Source organism: Aquirufa sp. ROCK2-A2 (assembly GCF_054558485.1).
Map to the genome: position 1 here is coordinate 1 of NZ_JBPXKA010000009.1, position 13085 is coordinate 13085.

The window sequence follows — 13085 nt, forward strand, 5'->3', positions numbered from 1 at the left end:
CTTTGCGAAGTTCTTCCGAAAAGATCAGCTGAACTCTAAATGATGTTTTTTTCATGTTTCTTCTTGTTTAAAAAGAAGAAAGATGTGTCAACTTTTTTCAGGCACCGTCAGTAATAGGTAATAGGTAATAGGTAGTAATGCGAATTAAGAGTTAAAATATTCATTATTACAGCATTGCCATTTATTGGTTAATTTATTTTCTATGGCATTTCTTTTATTTAGAAAAAAAGAAACAAAAAAACTTATTTTCTTCCAGTTAATCCAAGACGAATCAATTTATTTATGAAGTATGAATTTATGAGCGTTTTTAAAAATTCATAACTCATAATTCATACCTCATAATTTATTTCGTTTCTTTCGTCGGATTAACCGCAATTTCATTTTTAAGTCCCAAAAAAGAATAAACAGCGTTGGCTCAGCTGAGTCGAAGCCAAAAGCGGTAAGGAGAGAAGTAATAATCATAAATTTTATATCTTACATCAAACATTTTTCTTTCAAGGCCAAACCTATTGATGCTCTATGAAAAATTCAATTCTTCTATTCTTACTATCTGTAAGTTTACATTCTCTTGCGCAACAAAGCTTTGTGGCTAATTACGATGAAAATAAGGTCGGTGAATATACTTTACCTAATGCACTTTTGAGGACGGATGGCACTTTGGCTACAAACACAAAAGACTGGGAAAAACAAAGAAAATATTGGCTTGGAGAATATGAAAGAGTGATGTTTGGAAAAATGCCAAAGGAGAAAATCAAACAAACGAGTCGGTTAATTTCTAAAACGGAAGTGATGAATGGCAAGGCTATTCAATACGTTTGGGAATTGACATTTGCAGATAAATATACCATTTCTATTTTAGGTGTTTTGCCTACATCAAACAAAAAATCGGCAGTATTTTTAGGACTCAATTTTTGTGGGAATCAAACGACATCCTTGGATAAAAATATTCCAATCTCGAATCGATATGTGGTTTGTAATGGCGAAAATGGGTATAAAAATCATTTGGGAGATGAAGGTTCAAGGGGTTTATGGGCAAGTAGATGGCAGTTTGAAAAGATCATAGCTGCTGGTTTAGGAAGTATCACGGTTTCTTGTGCAGATTTTGAGGAAGATCATGAAGAAGGATATAAAAAGGGGGTTCGGACTTTATTAGCTAAGGAATTAGGACTTGGGCCTGATGAGTGGAGTGCTAATGGGGCTTGGGCTTGGGGTTTGAGTCGGGTCGTTGATTTTTTGACGACTCAATCTGTTGTTGATAGCAAGCATATTATTTTGCATGGACATTCCCGATTAGGAAAAGCTGCCTTGTGGGCAGGAGTAAATGATCAGCGTTTTTCTGCTGTCATTTCCAATGAATCTGGGGAAGGCGGTGCGGCGATTGCTCGACGAAATTATGGTGAAAACCTTTGGAGAATTACGAATAATTTTCCTCATTGGTTTTTTAAGGATTATAAAAATTATGCCTACAAAGAAAATGAACTACCTTTTGATTCGAATATCTTGCTTGGATTGTTGGCACCAAGACCCTTGTATGTGACAAGTGCCGTGGGGGATCAATGGTCAGACCCCATGGGAGAGTTTTTGGGTGCTAAATGGGCTGAACCTATTTATCACTTGTATCATCATATAGGATTGGGGGAAACAAGCTTTCCTGCGTTAAATACTCCTGTAGGTCAACGTGTTCAATACCACATTCGTGAAGGAAAACATGACATCAATGAATTTGATTGGACAGAATTTATTCGTTTTGCTAATGAAAGTATTAAATAATTAGCCCATTTTTAAATGATTATCAGATTAATTTCCATAGAAGAAGTATTACCCATTAGGCATGAAGTCATGTGGCCAGAAAGGAGTATGGATTTTGTGCGCGTCTCGGGAGATGAAGAGGCTAGTCATTATGGTTTATTTTGGGAAGAAAAATTAGTTAGCGTCGTTTCTGTTTTTTCGGATGGCTCTTCCGCACAATTCAGGAAGTTTGCAACTTTGGTGGATTATCAAGGACAAGGATTTGGAACCGCTTTGCTCTCTAAGGTATTTGAGGAATTATCTAGCCGAAATTATCATCAGGTTTGGTGTAATGCCCGATGTGAGAAGATTTCCTTCTACCAAAAGTTCGGATTAGCCGTCATTGGAGAACCATTCAAAAAAAATGGCAAATACTATGTGAAGATGCTTCGTCAGAATGATTAATGAATTTCTTACCTATTACCTATTACCTAATACCTATTACCTTATCCACCATATGTAGAGAAGTAGACATTTTTTTGCGCTGAAATCTTTCCAGAAGGGATAATAAAATCAATTAACTGATGGAAAATATAAGTAAATAGCTATGAAATCTGTACTTAATTTTTTTTGGGGAATGGGGCCCCTTTCCCCCTGCAATTTACATGTTTAAAAGTTCAGATGTTTGATAAAATGGTATTATAACCTACATCACAATTACTCCACCGCTTTCTCTAGATCGGCGATGATCAGTTTGGACATTTGTAAAAATGCATAGGTTGCTTTAGGAGCAGTTGCAGGATTCATCATCAATTTACCAAGCATGGAGGGCAATATTTGCCAAGAAATTCCAAATCGATCTTTTAGCCAGCCACATCTACCAGGATTTCCCCCTTTCACCAATTGATCCCAATATAAATCGATTTCTTCTTGAGTATCCACCGTGATGCGAAATGAGACACCTTCGTTAAATGAGAAACCATGATCCATTGAGCTGTCCATGGCACCAAAGGGTTTTCCATTTAAGAGAAATTGAGAATATTTAATGTTCCCTTCGATGTCTTGTTCGCCCTTTTCATAAGTACTCACAGAGATGGTTTCTGAATTGGGAAAGATGGATGTGTAAAATTGGATCGCCTCTGCTGCTCTGCCATTGTTATGGCCTGTAAACATCATGGAGGGCATGATGTTGGAATGTGTGAATTGATGTCCTAACATAAATTGCCAATTGACACCATATTGATCGGCACACCAACCATATTTAGGATTCCAAGGGTAGGTATCTAAGGGCATCATGATTGAACCTTCTTGACTAATTTTGTCCCATGCGGAATGGATGTCTTCTTCGGATTCAAAATTAACAAAAAAGGAGATAGATGGATTAATCGGGTAACCTGGCCCACCATTCAAATGCATGAATTTCCGATCAAAAAGGCGGTAATTTACAGCCATGGGATTCTCAGATTGTAAGGTTATATCTGAGAAAACTGTTTGATAAAATTGAGTGGCTTCTTTTGCTTTTTGGTCAAACCAAAGACAAAATCCAATTTCTTGTAGCATAGAAAAAATTTAGTTCCGAATTTACTTATTTTCTGGTATTTTGTTTTTTTGGAACTAGTTAAATTTTAGACGAAATAATAATTTATTTATATTTACCGAATTATATTCTGTTCTGTGTTCATAAAAAAAGTGTTTGTTTTCCTTTGGATTTCCATCCTAAGCTTTGGTTTGTTGGGCCAAAATGTGGAGGAAATATTGTCATTAGAGCGAGGCTTAAAGGTTCGAATGTCTGACCGCGCCCGCTTGAATAATCTTTATATTTTAGCAAATGCCTATTCAGATATTGATTCCTCTAAATATTTCTATTATTTGAATGAAGGTTATAAATTATCCAAAAAATCCAATGATTTAGTAGGATTTGGGAGTTATTATAGCACCGCTTCTATTCGTTCCATGCTGCATCAAAAATATACCAATGCTGTCAAAGAAAGTGAAAAATCCGCCTATTTTTTTTTAAAAGCAAAAGATACAGTCAGTTACTTAAATGCAATATATATTAATCTATATTGCCGATATGAAAGTAAGCATTTAAGTCAGATAGAGACTGTTGCATTTACAACTTTGAAATTCATAAATGACCAAGGCTTCGATGTCGAGCGAGGAAAAATTTATGGTGTTTTGGCACTTTACTATCGCAATTTAGATCTGAATTTATCAAAGGAAACATTTAAGAAATCCATTACATGTGCTTTGCGAGCTAAAGATTATAAATGGCTAATTATGCCTTATAATAATTTGTCGAGAATATATAGTATTACCGGTAAAAATGATTCTGCTTTAGTTGCGGCCAAATTAGCAGTTAAATATTGTGAATTGTCGGGGCGTTCTTTGGATTTGGAGTATTTGATTGCTCAAAATAGATTGTCTTATTTATTGGAAACAAAGACTTCTCCTGAGCAAGCAGTCAAAGACCTAGAAAAAATTTCGAAGACGGCAATTATATTAAAATCAAAACTCATTCAGGATAAGGGAGTCATTACTCAAATCCTATTACTGAAAATAAAAGAAAGCCAGCAAAAATTCAATAATACGCTATTAATTATCGCCATTTGCTTCGTGGTCATTTTATTGGTCATCTTCTTTTTTATCTTTAGACAATCCAAGAAACGTCAATTAGAATTAACGTATATCAATCAAGAATTAGAGTTTAGCTCCTATCAAAATCAACTTTTGTTAAAGGAGACGAATCACCGGGTGAAGAATAATTTTCAAATGATATTGGGCTTGCTGAATCTTCATGCCAATTCCCCAGAAAGTAATAATCAAAATTTTATTCAATTAAGTATTTCACGAATTACAGCTATGGCAAAGGTGCATGAAATTTTGCATCGAAAAGAGGTGGGTCGAATGGAGGTATTGCCCTATTTCCATGAGATATTAAAATTGACGATGGATTCTTGTTATGATAAGAATTATTCATTGAAAATAACTGTATTACCGAAAGATTTAACACTTAATATTCACACCATTTTGCCATTGGGCCTAATCGTAAATGAAATGGCGATCAATTCGATCAAACATGCTTTTAAGGATTTGAATGAAGGAAAAATACAGATTAACCTACAAAAGTTAGAGGAAGAATATCTTTTAACATTCTCAGATAATGGATTAGGTATCGATCTAAAAAGTATAGGGGATCTGTCTTCAGGTATTAAAATGATTAAATCTTTAGCTTTGCAATTGAAAGGATCCGTTGAAATTAGTAATGAAAATGGAACTAAATTCGTCCTTCGTTTCAAACAAATTGGAAATTAATTCGCACCAATGTTACGAAAAAAAATATTAGTTGTAGAGGATGAACCCCTGATTGCACTTAATATACAAGTGGAATTAGAGAAAGAAGGCTATGAAGTGATTATTGATTGCTTTAATGTTTCTCAAGCCTTACAATTAATCGAAAAGGAAAATCCGAATTTAGTCATTATTGATATCCATCTAAACGATGAAACGTCGGGCATAGAATTAGGCCAAATTTTATTGGAAAAAAATGAGCGACCTTTTATGTTCTTGACATCCTATTTAGATAGGATGACTTTGGAGAAGGTGAGGAATACGAGACCTTACGGATATTTAGTAAAACCATTTAATCCGGAAAATTTAATTGCCACTATTTTTGTCATATTAAGCAACTTTGAGCATCGTCATATCGATGTCGATCGACTAGACCAACCGATCAAAAACGAATTGCCATTTCATATTAAAATGGTCATGAATCGCATAAATAAGCAGATTGGTGAAAAAATCAACATCAGTAATTTAGCGGAAATGACACCTTGGGAAGCCGAACATTTTGGCCGTATTTTTAAAGAATTAGTCGGTTTATCTCCCTATCAATTTATATTGAAACGTCGGGTGGAAATTTCTCAATCCTTATTGGCTGAAACGGACGATTCCATCATTCAAATATCAAATCAGGTTGGTTTTAGCACCTACAGCAATTTTTATAAGGCATTCAAGAAAATCACAAATATCACTCCGGAGCAATATCGAAGTATAGAAAAAGCTAAAAAAATGTTTGGAGCGAAATAAAAAATGCCATTTACAGCATAAATGGCATTTGTTGCACTACATGTTCTAAATTAAATATTTTTATAAGAGCAAATCCTCTAATTCGTTAAATTCACATATTATTCAGGATCCAAAATTAATTACTTGAATGTAAACTTTGATTGTAAAAAATGTAGTCATATTGCGAAAAGCGATATTTTTTCAATTGAAGTAAGTTTATGTATTTTTATACTTTCATCATTACCAACCCATCTATGCGAAAATTGCTCATCCTTTTATTCTCTCTTTTTTACGGGATAATGTTGGGACAGAATATCGTACGTGGACCTTTCTTGCAAATGGCAGGATCCCATCAAATGACTGTTAAGTTCAGAACAAATACCACAAGTATTGCCAAAGTATATATTCAGAATCAGCTTGGTAATAGTAAACTTTTTGTTGCTAATAAATCCACGACTGACCATACTTTTGTGTTAGATTCTTTGCAACCCAATACCAAATATTATTATCAAATAGGATTTAGTGAAAATATGTCTATCAAAGATTCGACCTATTTTTTCACAACAGCGCCTGTTTCAAATTCCACTGACAAGATTAGGTTTGGGGTAATTGCTGATATGTATCCTGGGGCGACGCAAGTAAAAGTGTTCGAAAGTTTTAAAAAATGGAAAAGTAATCAAGATTTTCAATTCTTATTAACCTTGGGAGATAATGTCTATTCTGGCGCAACTGATGCCGATTATCAAAAAAACTTTTTCAATGTTTATGCTAATGGGAATGTATTAAAACAAGTTCCTTTGTTTACTGCTTTAGGTAATCACGACTACGATGGTGTTGGAAATAGAATACAAGACTCTCCTATAATACCCTATTTTTCCAATTTCAATTTACCTTCTCAGGCGGAATTAGGAGGTGTTCCTTCGGGTTCTGAGGCTTACTATTCATTTGATTATGGTAATATCCATCTGATAAGTTTGGATACTGAAGGTTTTGGTAAAGATGGGAAACGACTTATTGATGATAATTCAGATCAACTAAATTGGCTTTTAGCTGATTTAGCAAAAAGTAAATCAACTTGGAAAATTGTTTATTTTCACCATCCGCCTTTTACAAAAGGAACTTATGACTCGGATGTGGTGCCCATTTTGACGTTAATTCGTCAAAAATTGGTTCCTATTTTTGAAAAATTCAAAGTGGATTTGGTTCTTAACGGGCATAGTCATGTGTATGAACGATCTAAACCCATTACGAATTTTACAGGAATATCCCCTGAATTTGATCCGAAAATCCATTGGTCACAAACTAACTCCGGTAAATACGACGGTACAGCTAATTCTTGTCCCTATTTTTTTTCGTCAATTGATTCAACCAAAAATGGAGTTTTGTATGTGGTCAATGGGGTTGGAGGTGCAACTGGTACCCGAAAAGCAGATGCACCTCACAAAATCATGGAGGTCATGGTAGATAAATTGGGTGGATTCATGAATTTTGAAGTGCAAGGAAATCGATTAAATGCTCAATTTTTTGATGAAAATGGAATAAATGCGGATCGTTTCACGATTTTTAAGGATTTGCCCCTTGGTAAAGTCGAAACGAAATCATTGAAATATTTGGAAAAAATAAGTCTGGAGGCACCATGGCAGGGAGATTATGTTTGGTCTACCAATGATAAATCTGCAAAAATAGAGGTATCACCTTCCAAAAACACCTTATATACGGTAACGGATAGTCAAAAATGTATTTCATATAGTTATCAAGTAAACATTATTTTTCCTGACACGGACGAGGACGGCGTGACCGATAATATAGATGTTTGTTTGAATACTCCCAAAGGACAAAAAGTAGATGTTAATGGTTGCGCGGACTCTCAAAAAGATACCGACGGAGATGGGATGATGGATGATAAAGATGATTGTCCGACAATCGTAAACCCCAAAGCTCCTGTCATTAATCAATTGAATGAAATCAATTTATCTGCAAGCGCCGGTTCGCTTTATCAATGGTTTTTGAATGGTGTCGCATTGGCAAATTCAAATGCAGCCAATTTACAAGCCGTTTCAACGGGTAATTATACGGTTCAAATCAAATCCGATAAAGGCTGTATGAGCCCAATGTCTAAATCGGTCTCTGTTGTCATCACTGAAATTTCAGAGGAGTTATCCATGCTTTTTTATCCTAATCCTGTCAAAGATGTATTGTGTATAGAATTTCCTTCCATTTTTGGACAAGTGGTTGACATGACGATATTTGATATTCGGGGTCAGATACATGTGAAGAAATTAGATGTAGAAAATAAGTTTCTGATACATGTAGGTCATTTACCTACTGGGGTTTATGTTATTCAATTGAAATCCAAGGAAAATCAACTGACAAGGAAAATTATCAAAGAATAAGGAGTGTAGGAAGCATTCAATTTTTAAACGCTTTAGTATATACGTTTTCTCAATAATGATGGAATAATTCTTTTAGAGGGATTTCTAAGCCGATTGAAAGGGCGTGCAAAGTGGTAAAGGTTGGGTTGATTTTTCCTTTTTCGATTCGATAGATTTGACTTATTTCAACATTTGCGTCACAGGCTAATTGTTCGAGGGTCAATTTTTTCGATTTTCTGATGGTTCTTATGTGGTATCCTAATTGAATTAGTAAGTCTTCTTTTTTAATGGGATTCATTTGATGGGATAATTTTTTTCATTTCCACCGAATGTTGCATTTTATCAAAAAAAGTTCTTAGGCATACTTGCATAAATATAAAATATTTGTACATTTAGAATGCTTTAAGCTTTGTTTAACAATCATCAATTTATCAAATCATCCAATTTATTTAAAAAATAGATGATCATTCATGATTCGTCCAGTGAAAAATTAGTCAATAATTTTTCATCATTTGATTTAGAATATTAAGTTTTTTTAGAACATATAATTGGTAAAGCTCAGGGAAATTTTTCTTGAGCTTTTTTGTTCAGAATAGATAGAAAAGAGGGGCTATCCGCACCTAATTAATCCATAATTTTGCTTAGAACATCGTACAATTCTGTGCAAAATTATGGATTAGAAAATCTGATAAGAGTTGGCTTTGGAGTTTGGAATTAAATAGGTTCAACGTTTGAAGCGATGTTAAACTTAAACCTATTTTTTATTATTTTTTAGCTACCACAGGTTTTTTAGCAGTTACCACAGCTGGTTTTACAGTTGAATCTGCTTTGATATTTAATAATAGATCCAATTTTTTCTGTGTACTCGATTGTCTAGCTAATTTTTCGTTTTTTTTTGCTAGTTTTTCAGCTTCTTTTTTGTCTTTTTTGAGAGCTTTCTCTTTTTTTTGAGCTTCTTTTTCAGCTTGCTCTTTTAACAAATGGTGATATTTTTTAGCTATTTGACCCAATGCCTTTTCGCTAACATCCATTATTTTTTTGGCATTTTTTTCAGAAAGTCCTTTCAATTTTGGAAGAACAACAGTAGATAAAACCTCTACCATTACTTTATTTTTCTCACTCATGGTTTTTTAGAATTTATTATAACTCTAAAGCTATAAAAAGAAATGTGTTTAAAAAATTTAAGTGTGTTAAGTTTTCAGTTGAAATGAAAAATTTAATATTGGATTTTTTTGATGGGTTCATTTTTTCACCCTTTTTACCGCTGTTGCTCTTCTATTCTTCCCCACGGAATAAAGTACATGGATACAATTTTATATTCCCTCTGGGATTAATTTGAAACACCGTGACCCCTTTGTGTTTAATAATAGCTTTTAATACCAGGGTTACGAAGTTTATTTTAATGATAAATTGAATAATACCTATTACCTATTAATGCGAATTAAGAGTTAAAACTTCTAATTATTTTTTTTCGTGCTGCTCTTTGTAACAATCATTATAATCATGGCTTCGATAATTCGTTTAGCTTATTAAACATACTTTGACAGGCTCAGCAATCGCTTTCTGCTACTGTTTGTAATCACAAAAACGCTTGTTCTGAAAGCTAATTATAGCTCGATACTAACGGTTAATCCGACGAAAGAAACGAAATAAATTATGAGGTATGAATTATGAGTTTTAAAAAGCGCTCATAATTCATAATTCATACTTCTTAATTAAATTGATTCGTCTTGGATTAACTGGAAGAAAATAAGTTTTTTTGTTTCTTTTTTTCTGAAAAAAAGAAATACCGCGGAAAATGAATTAGCCAATAAATGGAAATGCTACATCGAATGTTGAGATAATTAAGAATATTTCAACTCTTAATTCGCATTTTAACCTATTACCTTTTTCCTATTACCTATTACCTCTCTTCAATGTTATCAAATTGTTAATCAATACCTGTATTTTTTTACAATTTCGTAACACAAACGTAACTGCTTTTTAACAGTGCTCCAGTTTTGGGATAATAATTTTGTGACATCAAATTCACCAGTATTATAAACCCATGAAAGTAATTACTTATTACACCAATTTAGTTCTAATCACCTTATTATGCTCTTTTGGATCCTTTGCACAGGAATCAGGAATTCTTCGAGGAACCATCAAAGATCTGAAATCAAAAGAAGATATCATCGGTGCAACTATTTTAGTACAAGGCATTAACAAAGGAGCTGCTACAGACATCAACGGATTTTTCTCTTTCAGTAAATTACCTGTTGGCTCCTATTCATTAAAGATCTCTTTTGTTGGATATCAAACCAAAATTTATGAGAATGTGAAGGTTACGGCCAATCAGGTAACCGAGTTAAATTTGACGCTAGCAGAAGAGTCTACCAACCTTGCCGAGGTAAAGGTGGTTGCTCAACGCTTAACCAATACGGAGGTTTCAGTTATATCGGAAATTAAAGCTTCTCAATTGGTTGTAAGTGGTATATCTGCCGCTCAAATCACCAAAACTTTGGACCGTACTGCTGCTGAAGTAGTAAAACGTGTACCAGGTGTAACTATTTTTGGAGATCGTTTTATTAATATTAGAGGTTTAAATGAGCGTTACAATACCGTTCAATTAAATAATACCTTTGCACCATCGATGGAAACAGACGTTCGTTCTTTCTCTTTCGATATTATTCCAGCTGGACAAATTGATCGTATTTTGGTTTTCAAGAGTCCCTCAGCTGAATTACCCGGCGAATTTGCAGGTGGTACCGTTAAAATTTTCACCAAAAGCATCCCTGAACAAAATTTCCTAAATATCGACTATTCGAATTCATTTAGAGAAGGAACAACCAGCAAAGATTTTTATACCCCTCAACATGGAGCCAATTATTGGACAGGATTTAACAATGGGTATTTCGATTTGCCAAAATCATTCCCTGCCTCAAAATCGGAGTTATTATCTTCAGGTGCAGCGCGTTTGACGCAAATTGGACAATCATTGAAGAATAATTGGGTTCCATCAAAGGAAAGTGCCATGCCTGATATGCGTTTGTCCATTTCTGGTGGATTAAAATTGAATTGGGGCGACATTAAAATTGGCAATATTAGTTCTGTTAATTATTCTTCTACAAGATCCAATTTTATTATGGATCGTAACGATTATGGATATAGTCAAATTGGAACAACAGGTAAACCAGATTTTGTCTTCAATTTTGCCGACAAGCAATATTCCAGCGCCATTCGTTTTGGAGCGATGCACAACTGGACTTTCCGTTTCTCAGATGCATTTACCTTGGAATTCAAGAACTTATTTAATCAGTTAAGTAATTCTCAATATGTCGATCGTACAGGTATCGACAACGGAGCTAATTGGAATATTAAGTCGTTTGATCAGGTTTATCGTGGTATTTATACGGGTCAATTGGTTGGAAAGCATGAATGGAACGAGGGTTTGACGAAGATGGATTGGGTCGTGGGTTACAATTCATCGTTTAGAGATCAACCAGATTACAAGCGTTTTAGATATAGTTTGGATGGATCCAATGCGACTTTATTGGTGCCAATGGGTTCAGCTCAAACCTTCAATTTAGGCCGTACAAATATTGTTTTAAATGAAAATGCTAAAACGGGCGCCCTTAACTTTTCACATAAATTTCAGTGGGATAAAAATTCCAATGGAGATTTTGGTAAAGAATTAGAATTCAAAAGTGGTTTGTATTTTGAAACCAAAAACAGAAGTTTTTCAGCTAGAAACTTAGGATATGTTCAATCGAACAGTGCCTTGTTCAACATTGGTACTTTACCCATTGATCAAATCTTTTCTGATCAGAACATTAATAACACGAATGGTGTAAAAATAGATGAGCAAACAAATCCAAATGACTCCTACACCGCTTCGAATGTTTTATCGGCCTTTTATTTATCAGCCAATTTTGCTTTAGGATCTAAATTTAATGTGGTTGCTGGCGCAAGAGCGGAAAATAATAGTCAAAAATTAGACTCTTATGATTTAATTGGGCAACCCTTAAAATATGATAATACGGTATTAAATATTTTACCATCGATCAATTTAAGTTACAATTTCACAGAGAAATCATTGTTGCGTTTGGCTTATGGACAAACAGTTAATCGTCCTGAATTTAGAGAAGTTGCGCCATTTTCATTCTATGATTTTGTGAACAACAGAAACATATCTGGAAATTCTAATCTAAAAAATGCTTCGATTCAAAACTTCGATTTACGTTTTGAAAAGTATCCGACACCTTCTGAGGTAATGAGTTTAGCTTTGTTTTATAAACATTTTACGAATCCAATTGAGGTCGTTTTTGCATCAGGGTCTAATCCTAACTTGAATTTTGAAAATGCAGAAAGTGCTTATTCTGCAGGTATTGAAGCAGAAATCAGAAAGAATTTAAGTCCAGATAGCCCAAATAGCTTTTTAGGAAAATCCAGTTTGGTTTTCAATGCTGCCTACATTTTGAGTAAAGTAAAATTAAATCAAAGTACTTCTGCTAATCAATCAGATAATAGACCTCTACAAGGACAAAGCCCTTACATTTTGAATGCTTCATGGAATTACAATGATGTTCAAAAAGGCTTGCAAGTGAATCTTTCCTTCAATGTAATTGGGAAGCGAATTTATGCGGTGGGTAATAATTATGGCTACAATTATCCGGATTGGTACGAAATGCCAAGAAGCATCATGGACTTAACATTCTCAAAGAAAATTGCTAAAAATATCTTGATTAAAGGAGGTATTAGTGATCTTTTAAATCAGCAAAATTATGTTTTACAAGATGGTAATCAAGACGGCAAATTTGACCGTGTAGAGGACCAAGTTATTCAATCTTATTATCCTGGAAGAGTCTATTCATTGGGATTAATTTTCACTCCATTTGGTTATAAATAAAACGTATCTAAAAAATTTAACACTTAACA

9 protein-coding genes are annotated in these 13085 nt (G+C 34.1%); 6 read left to right on the forward strand and 3 right to left on the reverse strand.

Going from position 1 to position 13085, the window contains the following annotated elements; all coding sequences use genetic code 11:
* Nucleotides 1-519: 519 nt before the first annotated feature.
* A complete protein-coding gene (locus V7S76_RS10970) occupies nucleotides 520-1770 on the forward strand; it encodes a glucuronyl esterase domain-containing protein (protein WP_459510145.1) in 1251 nt (416 codons plus the stop codon).
* Between the two features lie 15 nt (nucleotides 1771-1785).
* Nucleotides 1786-2193, forward strand: coding sequence for a GNAT family N-acetyltransferase (locus V7S76_RS10975; RefSeq protein ID WP_459510146.1), 408 nt, complete (start codon nucleotides 1786-1788; stop codon nucleotides 2191-2193).
* Nucleotides 2194-2445: 252 nt separating this feature from the next.
* Here V7S76_RS10975 and V7S76_RS10980 read toward each other — a convergent pair whose 3' ends face one another.
* Nucleotides 2446-3288: a VOC family protein gene (locus V7S76_RS10980; protein WP_459510147.1), complete on the reverse strand. Its 843-nt coding sequence runs from the start codon at nucleotides 3286-3288 to the stop codon at nucleotides 2446-2448.
* 114 nt (nucleotides 3289-3402) lie between these two features.
* Between V7S76_RS10980 and V7S76_RS10985 the strand changes: the two genes are divergently transcribed.
* From V7S76_RS10985 to V7S76_RS10995, 3 genes are all read left to right on the forward strand, one after another.
* Nucleotides 3403-5043, forward strand: coding sequence for a sensor histidine kinase (locus V7S76_RS10985; protein WP_459510148.1), 1641 nt, complete (start codon nucleotides 3403-3405; stop codon nucleotides 5041-5043).
* Between the two features lie 9 nt (nucleotides 5044-5052).
* Entirely contained in the window at nucleotides 5053-5817 is a 765-nt protein-coding gene (locus V7S76_RS10990; protein WP_459510149.1) for a helix-turn-helix domain-containing protein, read from the forward strand.
* A 197-nt stretch (nucleotides 5818-6014) separates the two neighbouring features.
* Complete coding sequence (locus tag V7S76_RS10995) at nucleotides 6015-8189, forward strand: metallophosphoesterase (protein WP_459510150.1); 2175 nt, start codon at nucleotides 6015-6017, stop codon at nucleotides 8187-8189.
* 49 nt (nucleotides 8190-8238) lie between these two features.
* Here the strand turns inward: V7S76_RS10995 and V7S76_RS11000 are convergent, their stop codons facing one another.
* Nucleotides 8239-8466 carry a helix-turn-helix domain-containing protein gene (locus V7S76_RS11000; protein ID WP_459510151.1) on the reverse strand — a complete coding sequence of 76 codons (228 nt, stop codon included), beginning with the start codon at nucleotides 8464-8466 and terminating at the stop codon, nucleotides 8239-8241.
* A 466-nt stretch (nucleotides 8467-8932) separates the two neighbouring features.
* The gene (locus V7S76_RS11005; protein ID WP_459510152.1) at nucleotides 8933-9292 is read right to left on the reverse strand and encodes a hypothetical protein; all 360 of its coding nucleotides are present in this window, start codon (nucleotides 9290-9292) and stop codon (nucleotides 8933-8935) included.
* Nucleotides 9293-10215: 923 nt separating this feature from the next.
* On the opposite strand from V7S76_RS11005, the gene V7S76_RS11010 reads away from it, so the two are divergent.
* Nucleotides 10216-13056: a TonB-dependent receptor gene (locus V7S76_RS11010; RefSeq protein WP_459510153.1), complete on the forward strand. Its 2841-nt coding sequence runs from the start codon at nucleotides 10216-10218 to the stop codon at nucleotides 13054-13056.
* Nucleotides 13057-13085: the final 29 nt, after the last annotated feature.